The sequence below is a fragment of the Nocardia sp. NPDC046763 genome, from assembly GCF_040645495.1.
In the GTDB taxonomy this organism is placed as follows: Bacteria; Actinomycetota; Actinomycetes; order Mycobacteriales; family Mycobacteriaceae; genus Nocardia.
This window is the reverse complement of record NZ_JBEYYI010000004.1, coordinates 135,406-161,628: the sequence shown is the minus strand read 5'-3', so window position 1 is coordinate 161,628 and position 26,223 is coordinate 135,406. Positions and strand designations below refer to the sequence as shown.

Below are 26,223 nucleotides of genomic sequence, written 5' to 3'. Positions count from 1 at the left end.
GTTTCGAAAACCAACCGTCAGCATCACATATCGCAAACGACCGTGCGGTTGCCTGAACCATAAAAATCGGCGAACTCACATGTCCGGGCTCGCGGCGATCATCCGAATATGCCCGCCCGGCGGTCCGGGTCGGCCAGCACATCCCGGATCAACAGGCCGAGGTCCGCGTCGGCGGGCACGGTGCGATAGCGCAGTTCACACTGCGCGGTCCCGACGACGCCGACCAGCAGCCGGTTGTAACCGTGCTGGCTGCGCTCCCAGTGGACATCGGCGCCCAGGCGATCGACCTCGAAGGCCTGATCGCCGATCCGCAGCACCAAGCCGGAGGTCCGGTCACGGTAGAACATCACGGGCACGCCTTCCAGATGGTCGTAGACGCCCGCCGGCAAGCCCGCACCACCCTGCGCGGATTGCAGTGCGCCGGTGGCCGGGTCGAGGGTCGCGAATTCACCGAATCCGGAATGGGACCGGAGATACACGCCGTGGCCGGCATTGCCGGAGTTCGGAGCCGTGGCACGCGGGAACCGGCTGGTATTGCGGCCGCGGCCATTGCCCGCGCCGCCCGGCTGGGCACCCGGTGCACCACCCATGGGCGCGCCGCCCGGGAATCCGCCGGGCATACCGTTCGCGCCGGATCCATTGGCCGAGCGGGTGTTCCAGGGCGTAGCCGGGTCCGGGCCGGACGGCACGAAACCGTTCGGCGGGTGCCCGGGCGTCCCGTTCGGCGCGGGCGGGTGTCCGCCGGGTCCGTTCGGACCGCCGCCCGGCCAGGTCGGGGCACCCGGTGCGTGCGGACCATTCCCGTTGGGTGCCACCGGTGTGTGCGGCACGCCGTCAGGCTGCTGCGGCCGGCCACCCGGATTCTGGAGGCCACCCGCGGTATTCGAGGGATTCTGCGACTCCGGCCAGCCGGACTGGCCCCACGGCGTACCCGGGATCTGCGGCCGGCCCGAATTATCGGTGGGCACACCCGGGATGTGCGGCCAGCCGTTCTGCCCGTTGGGCGGCTGCGGCCGTCCACCCGGCGGAGTCGGGATGTGCGGCGGGGTGGGCCACTGCGGCATCCCCGGACCGGTCGGCATGTGCGGTCCGCCCGGGGGCATCGAGCCACCCGGACCTGACGCGCCCGGATGGTTCGGGCCGCCGGGGTAGTTCGGGCCGCCGGGATAGTTGGGTCCACCCGGATGACTCGGTCCCACAGGCTGATTCGGTCCCACAGGCTGATTCGGATCGCCATTGTCCGGCGGCAACGACCACGGCGCGGCCTCCTGCGAAGGCTGCGGCGTGTACTGCGGGAACGTCGGGTTGAACGGATGCACCGGATGCGGCACGTGCGAGCGCCGGCCCGGGTTGTGCCATCCGTCGCGCGGCTGCTGCCCGGGCTCGTTCTGGTTCGGGTCACCCGGATCGCCCGGATCGCCCGGATCGCCCGGATCGCCCGGGGGCAGAGCATTCTCGGCCTCCGGCTCGGGGACAACCTTCGCGCCCTGCTCGGCCTCCGGTTTCTCCAGCGGAACACGATGCCAAGGCTCCTTGCCCTGCAAATCACCCTCCGCCACCGGCGGTTCCTGGTCCTCCGAGGAATTCGGCTGCGGGGCAGGCTCATTCGCATGCTTCGGTTCCTCGAGCAGCGGCTGCCGACGATCCGGTTCCTCGACAGCGGACTCCGACTCGGCCCGCTCCTCGACCACCGGCTGCGGCTCGGGCTGTTCTTCGACCACCGGCTGCGACTTGGGCTCCTCCTCGACCACCGGCTGCGGTTGAGCCTGTTCCACAACAGGTTGTGGTTGGGCCGGTTCCTGGATCGGCGGGTGCTCGGGCAGGCCGGATTCGTGCAGGATCACCGGCGGTGTCGGGGATGCGGGCTTTTGCGGCTCGGGTTCGAGAGCGGCTCCGCCGTCACCGGTTTCGGGGCCGCCGGGCTTGCGGGCGCTCACGCCCGGGGTCGGGTCGTCGCCGGGGTCGCGATTCTCCGGCGGTGTGCCGTCGGCCTCGTCGTCACCGGGTTGCGGCGCAGGGGATTTCGGCGGCTCGGCATTGCCGACGATCGGCTCCTGGCCGAGCGTGGTCTCGTCGTCACCCGGCGGCTTCGAGCCGCCGCCTTCCTGATTCGACTCGGTCCGCTCCCGCCGCTCGGTCGGCGGCTGTTGCTCGGTCGGCGGCAGCTGCTCCGGGGCCGGGAGGCCGCCGTCCGGCAGGGTCCGTTCGTGGGTGCCCGTCGGCTCGGACTCGCCCGCGACCCAGCGGGCGAACTCGTCGGCGCGGTGGACACGGAGGACGGCGTCGCGCAGGGTGTGGAAGACGTTGTGGGGGTCGACGCTCGCCACGAGAGCGGCGCGCGGGTCGAGTCCGGCGAGGGTGGCCTTGTAGCTGGACGGGGTCAGTCTCGCCTCGGAGACCTCGATGCCGGTGCGACGCTTCAGGTCCGCGAGGGCCTCGGTGAGCGCCGCGTGAGCTGCCGTGCGCGCGCGTTCGGCGGCCGCGGGAAGGGAGTCGCCCGCCGCCACGGATTCCACTGCGAGACGGCGGAGTTCGGTTTCCCAGCGCCCCACCCGGTCGGCGGCCTCGTGGAAGCGGTCGGCAGCCTCGGCCAGCACGAAGCGGGCGCGTTCGTCCACCGTCATGTTCGCGCGCAGCTTCGTGGCGAGTTCCTCGCGCGTTTCGCGCACCCATTCCGGGGTGAGCTGATCCAGCGTGTACGGCAGGCCGGACGCGGCCAGTTCGCGGTTGGCCGCCGCGGTCTCGAGATCCCGTCGGGCCGTGTCGAGTTCGCGATGAACGCGGGCGTCGGGGGTTTCGCTCGCCAGGTGGTGGGCGGCGGCATCGCTCTCGGCACCGGCGAGGAATTCCTGCGCGATCCGGTAGCGCTGCACCGCGTCCCGCAGCGGGGCGGTCTCCTCGGTCCACACCGGGTGGTCGCCCTCGGGAACCCGCAGCAACGCTTCGACCTGGGCGATCACACGCTCAGGGCTGCGGCCGGTGGCCGCCGGATTCTCGGTGATTTCCCGTTGCAGATCACCGTGGGCACCCTCGACCTCGCGCCGCCAGACCTCGACCGCGGTCTCCCCCGGTTCGGTCGCGGCGCGGTCCACCGCGGCGCCCAGTTCGGCCTCGAGCTTCCCTACCCGATCCGCGGCGTGCGTGTAATCCTTTGCCGCTGCCACCAAATCGTCGATGCGCTGCTGCGCCCCCGGCAGTTGGCCACCCTCTTCACGCGTGCGGGCGGCCAGGTAGTCGGCGGTGCCGGACAGGCGGTGCGGAGTCAGGTCGGAGTGCTCGATGGCCCGGTTGTGCTCGAGCCAGACCCGGCCGCGCGCGTACTCGCGGTTCGCGTCGGCCTGCTCCAGCGCCGCGCGGGCGTCGGCGAGTTCCGCTGCCACCTCGCGCGGAGACCGTTGCGGCGCTTCGGGTTCCGGCGGCATGGTCAGGGCGTTGTGCTCGGCGGCGAGCCGCGCCAGCTCGTCGATAGCAGCCTCGCGGGCGCGCACCTCCTCGCGCATGGTGTCGATGACGTCGTCCATCTCCGACATCTTCAGCCGCTCATGCTTGTCGATCTTGCCGTCGCGGTAGGCCTCGTACACCTCGGCGTATCGGGCATTGCGGGAGTTCTTCAGCAGATCCACGAACTGCTCGCGGGACAGCGGTTCGCGCCCGGCGGGCATGCTGTCGCGATAGGCCTGGTAGCCCGCCTCGAAATTGGCGGCCTCGCGCCCGGCGTGCAGCGCGTCGCGCAACTGGTCCGGAGACATCCGGTCGTGCAATGCGGGCGCATGCGTCTCGTAGAGCTTGACGGTGCGGTCGATGCTGAAGGTATCCACCCCGAGCAGCCGCGACCACACGCCCGCCGCCTGCGACGGGTTGTCGGAAAGCGGTGGCTCACCGAGGGATTCGTGCAGCAATTCCCGCAGGCGCGCCGGAGCCTTCGGATCGTGGATGGGCAGCACGCCGTCGGCCAGGCGCGGATCGCGGGACAGATCGAAGCCCAGGTTGTCGCGGAAGGGATCGAGATCGCCCAGTTCCCCGACGTAATCGGCGAGGGCCGCCAGCAGTTCGGGCCGATCCTCGGAGCGCCGCAGCACCTCATTGATCGCGTGCACCAACTTCTTGGGGTCGGTGCTTTCCGGATCTGCACGATAGTCGACGATCAGACCGGTCGCCTTGTTCTTGGCATGGCGCTCGGCGTACAGGTCCTTCGGCTCGACGCCGAGCCGGACGGCCAGCCGGTCACGGGCGGCGAGCACGGCCTTCTTGTCGCCGTCGCGCAGCACGTTGGCGTAGTCGATCAGATCCCCGATGCCCTGCTCGCGCCGCAGCTTTCGCAGCCAACGGCGCGCGGCGTTCACGTCGGGGTCGGTCAGCGCCTGCGCGACGCGCTCGGGCGTGAGATTCCGGGGATCGTTCAGGCCCAGCCGGTTCGCGAGCTGGCCGAGCGGCTTCTCCCGCGCGTGGAAGTTGTCGATGGCATCGGTGGTGCGGACGAAGTCCGCCATGCCCTCGATCTGCGCGGCCCGCAAGGCATTGTCGTGGCGCAGCGCCTCGATCGTGGCGTCCAGATGCTCGGGACCGAGCTCCATGAAGTCGATCGAGAGTCGGGCCGCGACCGCATTGCGTTCCGCGCGAACGACATCCGGATCGCGCGGAAGGGTGTGCTCGACGGGGTCGATCGAATGCGGCCCCGCGGCTTCCAGCGGATGGGACACGATGCGCCAGGGCTCGTCCCCGTCCCGGAGCATGAGCACACCCAGTTTGCCTCCGGGAGTGTCGATTTCGTTGTAGCGGGCCTGCGGGGTCGCCAGCGAGTCCAGCTTGGCGATGCCCTGCCCGTCCACATCGATGGCGAAGTACTCGGGACGTACCTCGCCGGAATTGAGGCGCGCGGCGATCTCCGGGTGCTGGGCCAGGGTCTCGATCAACTGGACGTCGTGATCGCGGACACCGCGAATCACGAGGAGCCGCTTGGGATCTCTGGGACGCTCGCCCGGCGCGAGGCCGACACCGCGGTCGACCATGCCGCCGTCGATCGTCTCCATCCACGCGCGAATGTGCCCGTCGGCGAAGTTCGTCGCACGGTCGACCATGACGCTGTCGGCGTCGACGAAGTGATCCACCGCGTCCGACAGCCGGTTCAGCCGATCCAGGTCGTCGCGCGCCCGCATGCGCAATTCGGCGAGGGTGTGATCCAGATGCTCGGGGGTGAGCAGGTCCAGGTCGACACCCAGCAGCTGAGCCCAGTTGCCACGCTCGTCGCGAATCTGGTCACGCTGCAACGCGGCGTCGAACAGCTGTCCCTTGGAGCTGCGATAGAACTCCTCGTCGGCGTCCTCGAAGTCGCGACCGGGCTCACCGCCATTGCCCGCGCCCTGCCACTCGAGCGCGGTGGTCTGCGGCTCGCGCGCCCGCGATTCCAGCGCCTCGATCTGCTCCGGGGTCAGATTTTCGTCGGCGATCCGCTCGCGCAGCTTCGCCACCCGCTGCTCGCCCCGGGCGGGCTGCTCGGCGTGATGCAATTCGCGCTGGTAGCGGCCCAGCGGATCCTTGTCGAGGAAGCTGACCGGACGATAGGGGACTTGGGCGTCCTCGAGGTTGAACCGCTGCGCGGCATCGCGCAACGCCTCGATCGCACCGGCGCGGCGCATGAGCTCATAGGTTTGTTCGTCCACGAGCCGGCGCAGGGTCGCCGGTTCCGCGTCGGACAGGCGAATTCCCTGCTCCCGCACCAGTTTCACCAGATCGGTGAGCGCCTCGTCCCGGGCCAGAATGGCCTCGGCCACCGGCTGCGGCAGCTCGGGGCCCAGCTCGCGTTCGGTCATCGGCCGCAGCTCGGGCGGCCCGACGACCGGCAGCACCTCTTCCACATAGGCGTACTCCGGATGGCCCTCGAGGAAGAGGCGCACGCTCTCGTCGTGCTCCGCCACCTCCTGCCAGTGCCGGGTGTTGTCGGTCTCGGTCAGCCAGGGCCGGTACTCGCGGCCGTCGCGGGTGTGCATCGGCAGGACGTCGGGCGAGATGTCGGCGACCATGCGGCTGATGCGCCGCACGAAGGGCAGCTTCTCGCGGTCCTTCCACAGCGTCGCGGTTTCCTTGACGACGCGGATCGGGTTGAACTTGTCCTTGACATGGAGCAGATGCTCGTTGTGCGAGGCGTAGCCGGCCTCGACGGCCCAGAAGGCTTGGTACTTACTGTCATTGCCGGAGCCGGAGGGGTACTTCGGGGCGTGCCCGAGGTAGTCGCCGGTCAGGCGATCCCACAGCTTGCGCAGCCTGCCGCGCGGGGCTTCCGGCTCACGGGGCGCGACCGGTGCGTGCGGCTTCGGAAGTTCGGGCCGCGGTACGGCCTTGGCGACATGGGTGCCGTCGGGGCCCTCGGCCATGCGGACGAAGACGCGATCTCCCTCGGCCTCCAGCACCAGGTGCGGGCCCTTCGCCGGGTCCGGGCGGACGTGGGTGACCGCCACCAGATCCGCGACATCCGTGGCGCGGCGGAGGGTTTCGCGCATGAGGTCGTTGAGGACATCGACGCGGGTCGGGGGCTCGAGGAAGGTGGTCTCGACACCGAGCAGGCGGGCCCAGTCGTCGCGGGCCGCAGCGAGCCTCGCGCGTTCCTCGGGCCGGGTCGCTTCATCGTGCAGATGCAGGGTATGCGCCAGCGCCTCGACCGCACCGGCGCGCAACGCGTTTCGATACTGCATCTCCCCGGCCACGCGCGGCAGGTTCGCCACATCGTCGGCCGAGAGGCCGAGCCGGGAAATCAGTTCGGACCGCAGATCGTCCAGTGACATCAGCCGGGCCGCGCCCGCCGGACCGCGCTCCACCCTCGACCACGGCTCCAGTGGGAGGTCGCGGCCGGGCGGCGGAGGTATCGCCGGATCGCCCGAAGCGAGCGGCGGATGCTCCGCCTCGTTCCGCCGGGCGGCATCGAGCTGCTCGCGGGTCATGGGGGCGGGTGGGCGGCTCTGCTCCGGATCGCCGAAATGCCCGCTCTCACGTACGGTTTCGGCCAGATGCTGCAGGGCGCCGAGCGGATCGCGTTGGTGCGACAGCGCATCGAAGAGACCGAGGGCATCCGCCAAGCGAGCTGCGTACGCCCCCTCTTCCATTCCGCGCGGACGACCGGTCGACTCGACCACATGCTCGCTCAGGTGCTCCGCCACCGCTGCCAGGGCGGGCGAGGCCACCACCGGGTCGACCACTCGCTCGACCTCGTGCGCGGCGACCGGCAAGGTCTGCGTCGTCGCCTCGTGCATCGGCACGGGCGCGGACCGAGTCGCCTCCTCATGCACCGGGAGCGGCTGAGTTGCCTCTTCATGCACCGGCGTGGCCTGAGTCTCCTCCTCCCGCACCACAACCTGCGTGGTGCGCTCCTCCGGAGCAGGCGTCGCCTCCGACTTCGCACCCGGCGCACCGGGTTTCGTCGGATCCGACTCCGGGGTCGCGGGAGTGCCACCAGTGGGCGGGTCCTCGTCGCCGCGGTTCTCGGGCGCGCGCTCGAACGGCCCCTCGCCCCGGGACGAGGCCTCGCGCGGATCGGCACCACGCGGCTCCGACTTCGTGGTCGGCGCAACGGATTTCGTCGAATCCGATTCCGAAGTCTTGGGAGCGCCACCCGTGGGCGGCTGCTGCGAGTTCTCGGGCTTGTTCGGGTCGGGCTGGGCCGGATCGGCCTCAGTGCGGGGGCGCTGCCGGGCGGGGTCCTCGCCTTCGGCGCGCGGAACGGCGGGGCGGGGAGACGGGTTGGCGGGGTCGGCCGGCGGGGTCGGGGGGCGGTTGGGCGGGGTGCCCGCGGGGTCGGGGGCGGCGGGATCGTCCGGGGGGCGGACGGTTTGGACGGTGATGGTGCCGTCCTCGGCCACGCGGACGCGGCGGTACTCGACCTCGGTGCCCTGGGCGGCGAGGCTGTTGCGGAGATCGGGGCCGAGGACAGGGCTGGGGTCGTGGAGGGGGCTGACGACCACGACCCTCGCGGGGTCGCCGACCAGGCCGACACCCGGGCCGAGCACGCGGTCGACGCTGGACTTCAGGACGTCTTCGGAGGCCAGGAAGTGCGCCCGCTCGCGCAGGCTCATCGCCTCCTCGGACCGTTCGTGGAGCCGGGCGAAATCGGTGCTCGCAATGGCTCGGATGCGGCCCAGTTCGGCGCCGCGCGCAATGGCCGCGGGGCGTTCGACTTCCATGTACTCGGCCAGGCCGTTGCCCGCGCCCGGCGGGACATTGCGCTGCATCACTTCCGCGACGCGGGCTTCCTCGGCGGTGAGGGCATCGGTGACGGCGCGTTCCAGTTCGCGCGCGGTCAGGCCCGTCGGCTCGATGCCCAGGCCGCGCGCCACCTGGTCCAGCCCCGCGCGCGTGCCGTCGGCCACCCACTGTGCGTCGCGGGCTTGCTCGGACAGTTTGAGGATCTGCGCGCGAACCTCCGGGTCCCGGGGCACATACGTCTCGGCCGGACCGGCCGGTGGCCACTCCCCCGGCTCCAAGCCATGCTGCGCCCCAGCCGGATCCGCACCACCGGCCGGATCGACACCACCGGCAGAATCGGTTCCGCCGGCCGGATCGTCGGCCTGGGCCGGATTCGCACTCCCGGCGTGGTCCCCCTCGCCGGGAGTGGCATTGTCCTGCTGATCGCGCGCCTCGTTCGCGGTCCCGCCGGCCGCCCGCTCCTGGTCGGACTTCACGCCCGGATCATCGGCCTTGGACGGATCTGGTTCCACGACAACCGGTTTCGTTCCGCTGGACTGGTCGTCCTCGCCGCGCGCGTTCGGGTCGTCGCCGATGTTCGGATCGCGGCCGGGCAGGTTCTCGCCGCGCGACCAGGCCCCACGCGGATCCCGCGGGGTCGGGTCGGGGTCGTGCGCACCGGGATCGGTTGCGGGACGGACTGTTTGGACAGTGATGGTGCCGTCGTCGGCCACGTCGATACGGCGGTACTCGACCTCGGCGCCTTGGGCGGTGAAGCGGTCGCGGTTCTCGGCGTCGACGACGCGGTACGGATTGTCCTCGTGGGTGACCACCACGATCTTCGGCGGGTTGCCGTCGACGATCCCGACGTTCTCGTCCACCCGACGCGTGGTGGTGTTGGCCAGGATGTCGTCGATGGCCTTGCGGTTCGCCTCCTGGCGCAGGCGGTACGCCTCATCGGATTTCGCGCGGTGGGTGTTGATATGTTCCGCCCGCGCATTGCGGATGTCGCGCAGCTCGGCTTTGCGCAGCTCGGCCTCCTGGACCCGCTGCCAGTACGGTCCGTGCGCACTGCCGGTGACACCCTCGCCCGCGATCCATTCGTCGAAGGCGTTGATCTCGTCGCGTGCGGCGTTGTAGACCATCTCCGACAGCTGCTTCGCCGAGAGGTCGGCAAGCCTGGTCTCCAGCTCGCGCAGGCGGGTGTTCCGCTCCTCCGGCGTCAGGCTCGCGTCGTCGCGCAGTGCGCGCGCACCCAGATCGCGCGCCTGGTCTCGCAGCGCCTGGTGGGCCGCCGCGGCCTCGGCGTCGGCCTGCAGCGCGTTGCCCATGAGCTCGGTGATCTCGGCCTCGACCCGCGCGTCGACCGGCACATGCCGCTCCGGCGGACCGACCGGCTCCCAGACCGTATCGGTGCCCGAACGATGATGCGCCCCATCGGAATCCACGCCATCCCGGGACGAGTCTGCCGGATCGGACGGATCGGCCTGCGCCCCCGAGTTGCCCGAGTCGCCCGGGTTGTTCGGATCGGGCTTCGCACTCGAACCGCTCGGGTCGCCGGGGTCGTTCGGATCGGTCTTCGACGCCGACCCGCTCGGGTCGCCGGGATCCGACTCGGGCGGCTTGCGGTAGGCCTCGCGCGGGTCGGTCGGCTTCGTGTCCGGGTCGGGCTCGGGCGTTTTCGCGTACGCCTCACGCGGGTCGGCGGGCTTGGCACCCGACTCGGGCTCGGGGGTTTTCGCGTACGCCTCGCGCGGATCCGGAACGGGGTCGGGCGGGGTGTGGTCCTTGATGAAGTCGTTGAACGCGTCTGCGCGGTGGTAGTTCTCGGTGGCGGTGCGCAGGGCGGCCACGGCCGCGTGGGGGTCGCCGTCGGCTTGCGGCGGGACGGCGGCGTCGAGGGCGTCGAAGGTGATCGGGGCCGTGTCGGGGGTCAGATCGGTGGCGGCGGAGATCTGCAGGCCGGTCTCGTCGGCGAGGCGGGTGACGGCGTCGTCGAGGGCGGTGCGGGCGGAGTCGAGGGCGCGGGCCGCGGCGGCACGCGGGGTGTCGGCGGCAATGGCGGCCTCGGCCGCGAGATGGTCGACCTGGGCTTCCCAGCGGGACACCCGCTCCTGGGCATCGAGGTGGCGCTCGACGGCGTCGGCCAGGTCCAAGCGGCCGCGTTCCTCCGGCGTGAGCTGCACGGTGGGCTTGCCGCCCAATTCCTCGCGGGTGGCCTCCACCCAGGAGCGGGTGAGCTCCGGCTCGGTGACGGGCAGGCCGAACATGGCGTTGTCGCGCGCCATCGCCGCGATGTCCAGATCCTGTCGCGCGTAACCGAGTTCGCGGGTGGCGCGCTGCTCGGGCGTCTCGGCCGCGCGGGCCGCCGCGAGCGCGTCGTTCTCTGCCGCGCCGAGGAATTCGCGCGCGGTCTGATAGCGGTGCACCGCGTCCCGGACCGGGACCTGTTCGTCGGTCCAGAGACCCGCGGACTCGCGCGGGACGTTGGACATCCGCTCGACCCGGCGAATGACCCGATCCAGATCGCCCGAGTTCCAGTTCCCGGGCGCGGCGTCGACCGCGGCCTGCAATTCGGCGCGCGCGCTGTCGACTTCGCGCTGCCAGACCTCGGCGGGCGTCTCCAGCGGACCGGCTCCGGCCTCGACCGCCGCGCGCAGCTTCGACTCCAGGTCCCGCACGCGGTCCTGGGCCTGGTTGAACTCGCGCGCGGTCCGCTCCAGATCATTGATCCGCGGCTCGAAATTGGGCAGGTTCCCGCCCTCGTCGGCATTGCGGGTCCGCAGGTATTCGGTGGTGCCGTGAATCCGCTCGGGCGTCAGGTCGCTCTCGGACAGCGGACGATTGTCCTGCAACCACATTCGGCCCATGGCGTGCGCACGGTTGTCGCTCGCGATGAGCAGCCGGTGGCGGGCCTCGGCCAGATCGGCGGCGAGTTCGCGCGGGGTGCGCGGCGATTCGGGGGTCCACGGGGTGGTGAGTTGGTTGTGCTCGGCGGCCAACCGGCCCAGCGCGTCGATATCGGCCTCGCGAGAACGGATCTCCTCGCGCAGGCCGTCGATGATCCCGGACAGCTCGCCCGGCTTGGGATGCTCGTGCTTCTCGATCTTGCCGTCGCGGTAGACCTCGTAGACCTCGGCGTAGCGATCGTGCCGAATCTCCTTGACCACCTCGAACAACTTGCCCTCGGAGAGTGGCCGCTGCCCGGGCTCCGTGCTCGCCACGTACTCGGCGTACACCGCGTGCTTTTCGTCGTCCGTCAGCTCGCGCCGTTGGTCACCCGCCGTTTCGCGCTGCTCCACCCCGCGCAGCACATTGTCCATTTGTGCGGGCGAGAGCCGATCGTGCAGACCCGGCAACTCGTCGCGGTACAGCTTCCCCAGGCGCTCGACATCGTGGACGTCCACCCCGAGCAGCCGCGACCAGACGGCCTCCGCCCGTGACGGATTCTCGGCGACCAACGGCTCGCCGATGGAACCGCTCATCAACTTCTTCAGCAGCGCGGGAGCGTTCTCGTCGTAGATCCGGACCACACCGTCCGCGGCGCGCGGATCGGCGCTCGGGTCATGGCGCAACCCCTGGCGGAAGGGATCCAATTCGGCGATGGTGTGCGCGTATTCGGCCAGCGCGGCCAGCAGCTCCGGCCGGTTGCCCGACCGCTCGAGCACATCGTTGATGGCGTGGAGCACGGCCTTGGGCTTGGTGCTCTTGGGATCCGGCCCGTAGCCGACGATCTCCTTGTTCTCGTCCTTGACGTGCTTCTTCCCGTACAGGTCCTCGGGATCGACACCGAGACGCTCGGCCAGGCGGTCCCGCGCCGCCAGCACCGCCTTGCCATCGGTGGTGTCGCGCAACGTCTTCGCGTAGTCGAGCAGATCCTCGAGCCGCTGGATGCGCGCGGCCTTCTTCACGTTCGGATCGGCCATGGCCTCGGCCAGCCGCTCCGGCGTCAGGTGCTCGGGGTCCACGCCGATGGAGTGGGCGAGGTTATTGAGTCGGCGATCGAGATCGTGGAAGTTCTCGATGGCATCGCCGCTGCGGATGTAGTCCGCCATGCCCTCGATCTGCGCGGCGCGCAGGGCATTGTCGTGGCGCAGCGCGTCGAGGGTGGCCTGAAGGTGCTCGGGGCCCAACTTCATGTGGTCGATCGAGAGTCGCGCGGCGACCTCGTTGCGTTCGGCGCGAACGACATCCGGATCGCGGGGTGCGGTCCGCTGCGGCTCGGTTGCGACCGTTTCGGCCTGATGGGCCGCAACGGTCGGATCGTGCCTACCGTGCTCCGGCTGCACGACCTGCCACGGCTCGTTGCCCTCGCGCACCATGAGCACCGGGGTACGTTCGCCGTCCACCTCCATCTCGTGGAAGCGGGCCTGCGGGGCCTCGGCCTCGCGGACCACGACATGGCCGTCGCCGTCCACGCCGATGACGCGGTAATCCAGTTGCAGCTCACCGCGATTGAGCAGCTCGCCCAGATCGGGGTGGGCGGCCAGCGCGTCGGCGAGGCGGACCTCATGGTCGTCGGTGCCGCGAATCACGACCAGACGGTTCGGTTGGCCGGGGCGCTCGGCCGGACGCAGGCCGACACCGTCCTCGAGCATGGTGCCGCCGTGGGCGTCCAGCCAGGCGTGCGCGGTGCGATCGCCGAGCTGCCCGGCCAGGTCCCGCGCTTCGGCGTCCAGCCGCAGGAAATGCTCTGTCGCCTGGGCGAACTCGTGGATTCCGGCAGCGTCATCGCGCACCTGCATGCGCAGGTCGGCGATGGTGTGCGCGAGCCGGTCCGGATCGTTCGCGGTCGGGATGAGCTCGTCCAGGCCGATCCCGAGCAGCTGCGCCCAGTTCGAGCGCTCCTCGCGGATCTGATCGCGATTCAGGGCGTCCTCGAAGAGACGGCCCTCCTCGCTCTGCGCGAATTCCGGTTCGGGATCGTCGAAGTGGCGGGCCCATTCGCCGCCATTGTTGACGCCGTGGAAGTCCAGCGCCGTCGTGCGGGGCTTGCGGGGCAGGTAGTACGGGTCCGGATCATCGGGCGAGACGCCGTCGCGCGCGCGGCGGGCATCGGCGCGCTGCTGCTGGATTTCCAGCTCCCGCGCCTCCCGCACTTCCCGCACGTAGCGGCCCAACGGGTCCTTGTCATTGAACTTGGCTTCCCGGAAGGGGACCCGCTCCGCCTCCGCGTTGTACCGCTCGGAGGCGTCGCGCAGGGCCTCGATGGCACCGGCGCGACGCATGAGCTCGTAGGTGGCGTGATCGACCGCGCGGTGCAGGGTGGCCGGGTCGGCGTCGGTGAGATCGATGCCGTGGCGGTGGGCCAGCCGCACCAGGTCGGCGAGGGCCGCGTCACGAGCGTCGACGGCACCGACCAGCGGCTGCGGGACGTCGTCGGCCATGTGCCGCGCGGGCGGCGGTTGCAGCTCGGAGTTCGGATCCCGTTCCGGCGCAGGGGGAACCTCGTAGTCGTCGGGGTGGTTCTCCCGGTAGAGATCGATGCTCTCCTGGTGATCGAGCCGCTCCTGCCAGCTCCGCGAATGATCGACCTCGGTATTCCAGGGCTGGTATTCGCCGCCGTCGCGGGTTCGCATCGGGATGATGTCGGCGGAGACGTCGGCGATCTTGCTCGTCAGGTGCTTGAGCAGCGGCATCTGCTCGCGCACCTTGAGGATGGTGGCCGCTTCCTTGGCGATGCGCGCCGGGTTGGCCTCCTCGACCTCGTGCACCTCGACGTGGGCCACGTCGTGGATGATGTCGCCGACCAAATTGATCAGTGCGCCTTGGCCCTTGCTGTCATTGCCGGAGCCGGACGGGTACTTCGGGTAGTCGCCCTTGAAGGAGGCCATCATCCGGCGCAGGACGCGCTTCACGAGGCCCGGATGCTCGGGCTCCGGCGCCGGCGCCTTGGGCGCGGTGGGCAGGTCGGGGCGGTCGACCACCTCGACGCTGCGGTTGCCGTGCTCGTCCTCGGTGACCTTCACGTGCACCCGGTGGCCATCGGACTCCAGCACCAGGTGGTGACCGGCGGCCGGGTCCTGCACGTGGTGGGTGGCGGCCATCAGGTCCGCGACATCCGAAGCGCGGCGCAGGGTTTCGTCGCGCAGCTCGCTCAGGGTCTGCGCCGCGTGCTCGGGCAGGACCCGGTCCGGATCCACGCCGAGCAGGCGGGCCCACTCGTCGCGGGTCTCCGCGAAGCGTTGGCGCTCCTGCGGGTTACCGGCATTGGCATGCCAATCGACCGCGTCGCTGAGCGCCTCGATCGCGCCGGCGCGCAGCATGTTCCGATACTGCATGTCGCCGATGACCTCGGACATGCGCTCAGGACTCAGGTCCTCGGGACGAAGGCCCAGCTCGGCTGCAAGCTCGTGACGCAACTGGTCGAGGGTGAGGGCGCGCGGCTGATCATGCGCCGGACCGCGATTCACCTCCGACCAAGGCTCCAGCGGCCGCCGGTCCGGCTTCGCGCCCGCCGGCAGCTCGGTGCGCTGCCGGGAATCGAAGCGCTCGCTGTTCGAGAGCGGCCCGTAATCCTCGGCGCGCATGGGACGGGAGGGCACGTCCCCCTCGGGATCACCGAAATGGCCTCGGGCGCGGGCCTGCTCGGCGATATCCCGGAAGGCCGACAGCGGATCGCGGCGACCGCCCACGGCCTCGCGCACCCCCAGGGCCTCGCTCAGCCGGCGTCCGTACTCGCGCTCGCCGGGCGTGTGCGCACGGGCGCCCACCGGGGGCTCGCCGCGCAACAGATAGTCGGCGGCCGCGCGGAGGGCCGGGGAAGCATCGACCGGATCGCGCGGCACCGGCCGCGACTCCTGCCCGGGGGCAGTGAGTTCCACCGTCGGAGCCTCGCTCGCCGCGACCGCGGCGTGCTGCTGCGCGGGCAGCTCCTGCGTCTCCGCATTCGGGTCGTGCAGCGGTCGCGGCACTTCGAGAGTTGCGGCGTTGGGATCGTGCCCCGGCGAACCCGGCTGCTGGAGCTCCTGGGTCTCGGCATTCGGGTCATGCACCGGAGACCCGGGCTGCGGGAGCTCCTGTGTTGCCGCATTCGGGTCATGCACCGGCGAACCCGGTTGCGTGAGTTCCTGGGTCGTGGCGTTGGGGTCGGTGGGGGTGTGGGGTGGCTCTTCGGGGCGGCCGCCTGCGATTTCCCAGGCTAGGTCGGCGTCGTGGGCGAAGATGCGGGCGCGGGCGTCGGCGTCGGCGATATCGGCTTCCAGGTCCAGCCGTTGCGGGGTGCCGGGCTCGAAGGTCTCGGCCATTTCACGCAGCCAGTCGGCATTGCGCTGGTATTCGCCCGCCAGCCAGTCGGCGTGGACGGCGCGCTGGTGATTCAGCCAAGCGCCGCTGTCACCTGGTGTGTTGCCGTCGTCGGGGAGGCCGCGGCGCTGGGCGGGTTCGGCGGGGTGGGCGCCGTCCTCGGTGTGGGAGTTGTTCTCGCCGTGGGCCGCTCGCTCGACCTGGGCATTGTGGGCGTCGATCAGGACCTGGCTCAATACCTTCGATTGTTCGGAGGCGGCCGCGCCATTGAGCACGTCGTCGGTGTACGCCTCGGCCAGGGCCTCTTCGGGATCCCAGCGGCCGTTGCGGTCGAAGGCGATTCCGGGCTGGTCGTTGAACCACTCCTCGAAACCGTCCAGGCTGCCGCGGGTTTCGGCATAGTGGCGCATCATCGCGTCGAAGGCGTGATGCTGGGCCGCGAGGCCGCCGGAGTAGTCCAACATGTGCGCGAACTCGTGCACGATCGTCGAATACACCGGGCGCGCAGCCGATCCCGGCGCGAGGTGGCCCGCCTCCTCGGCGCGCGCCACCTCCCGGGCCAGCGCGGCGGGATCCCGGGCGAAGCGGCTGTCGAGGGTGATCCGGTCGGTCTGGATCCGGCCGTTCTCGATACGTCCGGGGGTCGTCTCGGCGAAGACGCCCCGCTCGTCGATCGGCCCGACATGAACGTTGCCCACCCGGGCATCCGGGAATTCGGCGAATCTGGCCTCGAGGGCGCGGCCGTATTCGCGCAGCGCCTCGACGTCGTAGTAATCGGCGAAGCCCTCGACGATGGTGCCGGTGCGCTCGTCGTAGCTGGTGACCTCGACGTCGCGGTGGATCTGCTTCAGCCGATCGGCGATGCCCTGATGGTCGAGGGTCGACCAGGCGTCGTCGGGGCGCGGCGACCAGTCCGACACGGCCTCGTGATGTTCGGAATCCGGTGTCGCGTGGTCGTTTTCGTGCCCGGCGGCGGAATCATGTGACGCCGGATCGGGTGTCGCCGGATGCGGCTCCTCGAACGGGCCGCGGCGTTGCGCCGGACCGTCCGGACGCGGCTGCTCGGCCGGGGCCTCGACGGCACGCGGCCCGGCCTCGGGCCCGCGACCAGCGATCCGGTCGGTCATCCGCCGCCACAAAGACCGCGGCTGCTCCGGTTCCGTGGGCCGCAGCGGGGCGGAGGGATCCTGCAGCACATCGCGAATCCGGTTGGCCAGCTTGACCGGATCCTTATCGCGCATGCCCTGGAAGCGCTGGGCCAGCGCGTCCGACGCCTCACCGCGCCCGGTGGGCCCGGGTACCCGCCAGCCGCCCTCGCCGTCACGTTCCAGCCACAGGTTCAGGGTCGTGGAACCCACCTTGAACTCGTGCAGGTCGAAGCGATCTTCGGCCCGGTACCGGTAGGCGTCCGCGCTGCGCGAGCCGAGGGCGACCTGCCGGGTCATCAGATCGTGGGCGACCGCAGCCGGATGCGGATGGCTCACACGGTTCCGCACGGCCTCCCGGTGGCCGTCCTCCATGAAGTTGTGCGACAGCTGCAGCGCGTGTCGGTCGGCCCCGCGCGGCACCCTGGTCCCCGGCCGATGGGCGAGTTGGAAAGACCCGTCACCCAGGCCGCGCATCCACTCGTCGAATCCGACGTGCACGCGGCCGTCCGCCCGGAAATTCAGGTAGTGGGCGAGCATCTCGCCGACCGCTTCCCGCATGTCCGGGCGGCGCATGGGACCTTCGGCCTCGAGCGAGTGGATGTCGCGCACCCGCGCCCCGCCCTCGCCGTCGGGGGTGATCTCCCGGTACTCGAGCCGGGTCCAGGGATCCCAGAGCGCGTCTCGCAGGCGCGGATGCGCTTCGGCCAGCTCCCGCAGCGCGCGCATGTGCCCGCCCTCACCGGCGTACACCCTCAATACACGGGCACTTCCGGTCGAGTTGTAGATCTGGACAACGTGATCGGTGAGGCGCGTCGAGCCACGCTTCTTCGCATCGATATCGGATGCCTGCCTCGACAGCGCGCGATCCCCGGCCTCGTCCAGCCGCGGCTCACCGCGCACGGGCTCGTGCACGGCGTTCGGCGGACGCAACAGGTCACGCACATTCGGGTGGCCCCAATGGGTATCGCCGGGCTGACCGAAGGAGCGCACCACGTCGAAGGCGACCTCGGCGTCGTGCAGACCGGTCTTCTCCAGATAGCGGCGCAACGCGGTCAGACCCGCCTCCCGCACGCTGGACTCGGAGGCGTGCGGGCGGGCCGCGGCGGCCTCGCGGGCGTCGTGGTACGCGCGCTCCGCCGGTCCGACCGGCATCGGCGTGCCTGCCTCGCGCATTGCGCGCAGATGCTCGATCTCCTGCGCGTATTCCGCGGCACGCCGAGCGCGCATCTCGGGGGTGTCGGCTTCTCGGCTCGGCAGCCGGACCGGATCCGCACTGTCCCGAATACCGTGCGCCCGATCCCAATCCGCCGCGTGCGCGGCCGCCGGGTCGTGTTCCTCGACGCGCGGGCCGTCGCCGACCAGCCGAGCCAGCACCTCGCGGACACCGGCCCGGTAGGCCGCCGCCTCGAGCATCCGCTCGTCGGCGGTGTTCTTGCCCTCGTAGGCCTTGCGCGCGGTGTCCAGCGCCTCATCGTGGGCCCGGCGGTAGGCACGTTCGAGCGGATCGGCCGAGCGCGGACGGGTCCGGCCTTCGGGGCCCGCGGTGCGGTTGTGTTCGTAACCCAGAGCCAGCGCCTCGGCCTGGCGCGCCAACATGGCACGCACGTAGTCGTCACGGGTGAGCGCGAACCGCTCCAGCGGGCCCTCGACCCGGCTGCGCGCCTCGAACTCGGACGCGGCGCGCACCAGTTCGGCCGCGTGTTCGGCCGGTGACGACTGACTGTGCAGCACAACGGTATTGGTGGCCGGGTCGTACCCGGCCATGGGGCCGCGTTCGGGTCGGCCATCACGGCCGACGCCCACCGCGGCCGCCGGATCGTCGGTGATCCGGACGTCGACACCGTTTCGGTCCAGCGTCTCGAGCGCCCAGCGCGAGAGCTCGCTACCGTGCTCGTTGTCGAAAGCGGCCTGGATGGCGTCGGAGACTCCATCGGCTGCGGCCTCGGCCCGGGTACGCGGCGATTCCGGCTGATCGGTGTGGGACCGGTCGGATTCGTGTCCGGTGGGATCACCGGTGCGAGCGGGTGTTTCGGAGTGGACCTCGGTCGGCTCACCGTAGTGCTCGGCGAGTGAATGGACACGGGTCTCGCCGGTGAAACGGTTGTCGGCGAGCAGGGCCTCGACACCGGCCTCCCGCGCGACCCGGCCCGCTTCTTCCTGCGTCAGTTCGGGATTCACCTCGCGGGCCCGCTCGACAGCCTCGTCGCCCGCCCGATGATAGGACTCGCGGGTGCCGTCGATAAAGGCACTGTCCGCGGGGGCGTGGAAGGGCCCGCGCTCGGGGTCGTACCCCGCATCACGCAGCTCGCGGACGAATTCCGCTTCCCTGGCGAAGGATTCGGCCGCGCGCCGCAGGTGCTCGGGACTGCCGGGCTCGACGGCCGGATGCGCGCCCTCCAAGTGGGCGGCGGCCGCGACGATGGCCGTGGCCTGATCCAGCTCACTGCGCTCGTGCGTGTCGATGATCAGTTCACGCCGGGCCGGATCGTAGAAGTGGCCGTGCACGCCATCATAGGTCAGCGTTTGCCGGTCCGGATCGTGCACGAGAGCGCGGTCGCCGCCCTCACTATCGAACAGGCGCAACGAGATTCCGGCCTCCCGCAGGGCGATGAGGGCGGCACGCCCGGATTCGGTGTGCGCCAGCACTTCCCCGACCGCCACCACGCGTGGATCGACGCCCTCGGCCAGATACCGCGAGTCCACGAAGTGTGTATCGGCCACGACCGGGTAGACGAGTTCGCGCACGGCGCGCTCCTCCGGGCGCACGTTGTCCGGCACGTCCTGGGCGTGGGACGAGGGCTGGTGCGGTGCGGCCGCCGCCGAGCCACCGGTCGACGTCGAACCGCCGGTGAGGTTCGCGGGCTGTTCGGCGGCGCGCGGCTCCGATTGGGCAGCGCCGTCGCCGGATTCGGGTCCACCGGGCTTGCGGGGGCTCGCGCCGGGAGCCGGGTCGTCACCGCCCGGTTCACGACCGTCGGAGGCCGGGCCGGACTCGTCGCCGCCGGACTTCGGTGGTTCGGATTCACCACCGGGCCGTTGCTCTCCGGGCCTCGGCGGTTCGGCTTCACCACCCGGCGGCACCGCACTATCGGACGCTCGTTTGGCGGACTCCTGGGCGAGCCGGGCCGCGATGTCGGCGGGTATCGGGTCGCGGTGCGGGAGCACCACACCCGAGCCGTCCTCCGCCTTGATGCGGTAGTCCAACGGGACGTACCGGTTTCGGCCGGTGTAGCTGGGGACGCCGTGCAGCATCGAATTGCAGTTGGCGCACGCCGCGGCGGGATCGCCGACACCGAGTTTCTCGCTGATCCAGCGGGGATCGAAACGCAGCTCCGCGAGCACCTCACGACCCAGCGGAGGCGGAGTGGAGTCCGCGCCGTGCTGCAATCGCCACTCGTTGTCGTGGGCGCGCTGGCGTGCCCACAACAGCTCGTTGACGGCCTTGACCTCGGCGTGCCGCAAGGGCTCGTCGAAGTGGGCGCGGCCCTGATAGACCACGTCCCGTTTCCCGACGCCCTTGACCTTCCGTTGGAGGATCTTGTCCTCGGACTCCATGACCGGGTGCTGCCAGTCGCCGAGAGCGCGATGGTTCTCGCGGAGCAGGGGATGGACGTTGTCGCCGTCGATCACGTCGAAGGTGCGCCCGTTCACGCCCTCGGTGATCAGGCCGGTCCGCAGGTCGATGCCGAGAGCACTACACGGCCCGTCCTCACCCGGGACGAAGTCCTTCGCGTGGTACAGGGCGCGCTCACGGGAGAGCTCGCCGATGTACTCGTGCACGGGTTTGCCGTCGATCGCCTTGATGAGGCCGTCGTCCCCCACCTGGACTCGGGTGTGATCGTTCAGATCGAGCTGTTCGACGACCGCACCGCGGGTCTTGTCCCCCTCGAAGTCGGGATCGTGGATGTGCTGTGCCGGACCGGGATCCGCGAGGTCCTCGGTGAATCCGATCGGGTGTTCCATCGGCTCGCCAGCCGACGGGGCCTTGGTCTGTGCCTCCACGGAGTGGTCGCCGGAACCGTGATCGATGCCGTCGCCGGAGCCGTGATGGACGTCCTCGCGATCGGGCTGCGCGTGCTCCTCGATCCGGTCCAGGCGCTCGCGCATGGCCTCGTGCCAGTCGGGGTGGCCCAATCGCTCGAACTCGGGTGCCAGGGCGTCCAGGCGCTCGCGCACGCGTGCGATATCGGAGCGGGTGAGTTCGTGGTCGCGCCAGACGATTTCGCCGTGGTCCCCGCGCTCCATGAAGTGCGCGGCGAACATGCTGGGGCTGTGACTGCGTACCCCACCGCCGAAGCCCAGACTGTGGTCGATACCGCTGACCACCCCGTCGGGTCGGACCATCCAGTTGCCGGGACCGCGGTCCGGCATGTCGATCAGCGCGTCCAGCAGACCCAGGCGCATACCGGCCGGCGTATCGCGGTAGATCAGAGGGGCATTCAGGTCGCCCGGGTGCAGGTCCTTGGCGGTCTCACCCGGCACCACCTCCATATAGACGACGCGCTCACCATCGCGGTGCACACGCGGCACATCCGCGCCCGCCGCGCGGCCGACCAGGGAGGCGAGGTCCTCGGCATGGGCGTGGGCGGGGGTGGTGGTGATCTTGCGGATGAGCTGGGTGCCGTCCTCGAAGGTCACCAGCTCGACCAGCTCGGCGCTGCGCATCGCGCCCTCGGAGATCACCTGGGACGAGACCTCACCGGACTCGACGGCCTCGCGGACCTGGTCGGCGAAGGCGCTCCGGTCCGCGAGGGGATCGACCGGACGGTTGTCGCGTGACGGCTCGGCGACGTGGGGTTCGGCGGCGTGAGGCTCGTCTCCGCCGGCCGCGTGCTCGGGGAGCGGATCCTTCCCGATCCCGGGAATGCGCTCGAGCTCGGCGATCCGGTCGGCCCGCGTCTGCTGGAGGAAATCCGAAGCGGGACGGCCGGTTTCGGGGGGCTCGGGCGCGAACTTCGGGTCGAGGCCGTGGCGAGTGCCCATGCTGAGCGGATCCACGGCCTTGCCGTCGGCGTCGAACAGGACGGCGTGCGTGCCCTTCGTTTCGACCGGAACGATGGGCGGGAAGCCGTGCTCGCGGCCGATGGCCGGATCCTTGACGACGATCTCGCCGCCCTCATTGGCCAACACATAGGCGTGCGCACCGACACCGTGTTCGTCGACCGGTCCGGCGTAGTGGTCGACGATCAGGGCCGAGGCACCGGAGCCCAGATCTCTCAGGCGGTCGGCGATGGCATTGTGGTCGTCGAAGGTGCGCAGCTCGCCGCCGGCCGCGGCCACCAACTGCCTGGCCGATATCCCCTCCGGGCCGATCTGGTGCTCGGGCACGTGAATCGAGTCATTGCCGGTCAGCTGCTTCAGCAACTCCAGCGACATCGCGCCACAGTTGCCGCGCGGCCCAGGATCGGCCGCACGAGCCGGATCGGCGGCGTGGGCCAGATCGGCCGCGTGCGCCAGATCGGCGGCGATCATCAACCGCGTGACGTTCTCCGCGCGGTGGTATTGCTGTGCGGCCTCGCGCAATTGGGTGAAGGCCGGGCGCGGGTCGCCCTTGACCTTCCCCAGGTCGCGACCCTCGAGGTCGCGCATGGTGTCGGCGAATTTGCCTGCGGCCAGGTCGGATTCGGCGACCTTCAGGCCTGTCACCTTTTGCAGGTTCTCGATGGCCTTCCGCAGGTCGTGCCGGGCCACGTCGTGCGAGCGGGCGATCTGCGTGCGCAGGTCATCGGGCTGCTGCTGAGCGCTCGAACCCCCATGCCCGGCGTGGGCGGGGAGCAGGCCCTGCCGGGTCCGCTCACTGAGCGGATCCACCGCTGTGCCATCGTCTTTGAACAGGACGGCGTGCGTGCTCCGGGTCTCGGTCGGCACCTCCGGCGGGAAGCCGTGCTCGCGGCCCGCCGCCGGTTCCTTGACGACGATCTTGCCGTCTTCATTGACGAGCAGGTAGGCGTGCCCACCCACCCCGTGCTCATCGGTGGGGCCCGCGTAGTGATCGATAACCAGTGCCGACGAACCGGAGCCCAACTCGCGCAGCCGATCCGCGATCGCTTCGTGACCGTCGTAGCCGCGCAGCTTGCCGCCCGCCATGGAGACCAATTCCTTGACGGTCATGCCCTCGTGGCCGACCGGGCGTTCCGGCACCCGGATCGAATCGTTGCCGGTGAGCTGGCGCAGCAGCTTCAGAGCCAGCTCGCCGCAGCGACCGCGATTCGGGTGGGCGTCGGAGTGGGCGGCCCGATCCGGCTGCGGTGCAGCATGATCGGGTGCCGAGTCCGGATGCGCCGACGCGGAATGCTCCGATGGCTCACGCACGGTACCGGGGTGCGCCGCCGCGCCGTCGCCACGCTCCGGCGGCGCGGACCGGCCCTCGCCGGGCCTATCCGCCCCGCGGCGATCCGGGGATGCCGGGCGCTCGGTGGAATGCTGCCCTTCCCCGGCACCCGCACGCGGCCGTTCGCCATCGGGAATCCCGCGATCACCGTCACCTACGCGCGGAACCAGGTGCTCACCAACGGGAATCGGTGCGATCAGCAGGCTGTCCTCCGGCGTGCCGTGCTCGTCCCGATCACGGGCGGGCGCGGGATCCCCCGGCTCGGATCGATCCGCCCCGGGGCGTTCACCGGTGGGGCGGTCGTGGCCCGGGAGGTCGGCGGAATGCTCGGATTCCGGCCGCACCCCGGACGATTCCCGCAGGTGCTCGGCAGGTTCCGGACGATCCGCGCCGACTGCCCGGTGTTCGGCGGTGGGTTCGGATCGATCGGTGGCGGTCGTCGGTTCGTCCGCGCCATGTTCCACCGGTTCGACGGCGACATCGTCGGTTCGAGAACGGTTCTCACCATCGGTCGGCGCGGAGTCCTCACCTCGAACGCGACCCTGGGAACCCGGCGATTCACCATCTCCACCTGGCTGTGAATCCCGTTCGTGCGGTGCCGATTCCTCCGACCGTGGGCCGCCCGCCTCACGCGGGGGCACCTCATTGCGAGCGGCCTGCTCGTCACGGGCCGCGGCCTCGTCGTGCGGCGCAGTCTCATCGTGCGGCGCGGTCTCATCGTGCGGCGCGGTGTCGGAACGCTGCTTCGATTCGTCACGGGGCAAGCCGGATTCGTCGGTGGCGTGACGCGAATCCGGTTGTTCCGCAGGATGATCCGCAGTGGATGTCTCAGCGCGGTCGGGGACTTGTTCGGGGGCCGCACCGGCGCGGGGTTCGGATTCCGGGGGTGCGTCCGGCCGGGGCGATTCGGACTCGTGTCCGGACGCGGGGCGCTCGGCGTTGTCGCCGGGAACGGATTGATCGGTCGAGTGTTCGGCGGCCGGGTGCTCCGGGCCGACAGGTTCGCGGCCGGGCTCCACGGCATCGGGGCGCACCGCGGTCGCTTCCTCGCCGGGGCGCGCCTCGCCCGCTGTCGACCGAGCGTCGGCACCGGCTTGCGAGCGGGCGTCCGTACCGGCTTGGAGGCGACCGTTTTCCGGGCGGGCTGCGTCGGGCCTGGCGCCGGCGGCGTCACCCGCGCGGGTCGGCGACGGCCGGTTTTCCGGCGTAGCGGTGCGTGGGGTCTCCGAACGCGGGGTTTCGGAACGCGCTTCCGGGGTCGCGGTGACGTGCTGGGGAGACGCGGTGTGGGCGGCGGAGGACGCGGCACCCTGGCCCGCGGCCGGTGCGGCTCCGCTGGAGGACGCGGCGGCGAACTGTGCGTCATTAGGTCCGGAAACGGCTGCGGCTCCGGACATGTCGTGTGCGGCGGTGGTGCTCTGCGGGGCGGCCTCATGGGCGGGCGCACCCGACTCGGCGGGAGTGGCCGCCGCAGGGCTGTCGTGCGGACCGGAATCCACATGTGTACCAGAGTCGGTCGGAGTTTCCACGCGCGACGAGTCGCCCGCTCCGGAATTCGCGGAGGCATTCGCGTCACCGGCGCGCGTGCCGGAATCCGAGGTCGGCCGGGCACTCGAATCCGCGGAGGTTGAGCCGGAGGACGCGGCCTTGGTATCGGCGGCGGGGGTGGCCGACGTGCCCGAGGGTGCTCTGGAGTCGGAGGTAGGGGCAGGTGCGGACGAACTCGAGCCGCGCACGTCGGAAGGTGCGGATTGAGCGGGACCGGAACCATTTTGGGTCGCTGCCGGGCCACTCGAGGTGGAATCTGCCGTGGGCGCGGGTGTTTCGTGCTTACCCGCCTGCACGCCGGTATCGACCGAACCGCCGTTGGCTTCGGATACACCCGCATGCGGCTCGCTGCCACGGGTGTCGCCGCTCGGGGCATCGGCGGGCGCATGGGAGGTGCTGTCCTGCGGAGCGTGGGACTGGCCGTGGTCGCCGCCGCCGGCGGCGGCCGGATCATCGGTCGGGGTCCCGCGATCGGACGATCGGCCGTCAACGCCGACGCCGCCGCCGGTGTCGCCGCCCTCGGGCCGTGCGGTGCTGCCGTCACCCGTGGGTCGGGCCTCGTTGGCGGAATCGCCGCTGTCGCCGGAGAATGCGGCCGGGTGGGTGCTGGGTCCGCCGTCGGTTCCGCCGGTGTGCCCGGTATCGCCGCCACCGGTATGGCCACTATCCCCGCCGCCCGTATGCCCCGTGTCGCCGACACCGGTGTGTCCGGTATCGCCCGGTCCGTCCGGGTGGGCGCCGACATTCGCCAGATCGGAGGGCACGCCCGCCTTCCAGGCCGAGACGCGCGGTTCCCAGAAGTTGTGCGAGGCAGTGTGATTCAGACCGGACAGACCGCCATTGGAGACACCGGCGGTGAGCATGCGCGGGTCGAAATTGGTGAAGGCGTTGCCCATGTTCTTCCAGGCGTCGCCCCAGCCGTGCTGATATGCGTCGAGACCGAACTGCGCGCCGGTGCCCGCCAGGAATCCCGCTCCTGCACCGGCCAATCCGGCACTGGTGCCGGTAATGGCCGCGGCCAGATAGTGGTTCATGGCCGAAGACTCGAAATGCTCACCGAGCGCCTTGCCGACCTTGCCACCGGCGATGCCACCGGCCGCCGAACTGATGGCGGTGACGCCGATCTTGCCCCAGTCGAAGCCGCTGCGGTGCCCGGCCGCGATCTGGTAACCCTCGATGCCGACTTCCTGTAGCACACCCAGCCCGGCGTCCAAGACGAAGTGCCGCACCATGAACTTCGCCAGCGAGGAGCCAAGCATCTTGCCGACGTATTCGGCGATGCGCTCGACCGCCTCCTTGCCGATGATGCGCACCGCGATGCGGGTGGCCGCCTGCGCCGCCGCCTCCGCGGCCGGGGCGGTGGGCGGGAAGATCCAGGCCGCGGCCATTTCGAACGCCAGCATGGCCAGCGACGAATAGAACATCAGCTTGGTCGACTCGATCTCGGTGCCGGTGTCGTGCACCGAATCACCCAGCTGATCGAAGAAGCCGGCCAGATCCAGGATGGAGGTATTGCCGTCCTGTTTCCCGCCGACACCGGCCATCAGATCGAACTGCTTGGCCATCTCGTCGCGGCCGTCACCGTCGACGTACGCGGCCAGCGTGGCGGACTTGGCCGCGTCGATGCCCGAGACCTGGTTACGCAGACCTTCGGCCGCGGTCTTCCAGTAGGAGGCCAGGTCCCACATCTGGTCTTCGTTGCCCTGAGGCCATTCGACCCCGACGATCCAGCCCAGCCATTCGAGTTCCGAGGGCAGTTCGAGAGCCATGGTCGGCTAC

Annotated in this window: 1 protein-coding gene; it reads right to left on the bottom strand. The window is 70.6% G+C overall.

Going from position 1 to position 26,223, the window contains the following annotated elements:
• Window positions 1-98: 98 nt before the first annotated feature.
• Complete coding sequence (locus tag ABZ909_RS08155) at window positions 99-26,213, bottom strand: hypothetical protein (RefSeq protein ID WP_356997002.1); 26,115 nt, start codon at window positions 26,211-26,213, stop codon at window positions 99-101.
• Window positions 26,214-26,223: the final 10 nt, after the last annotated feature.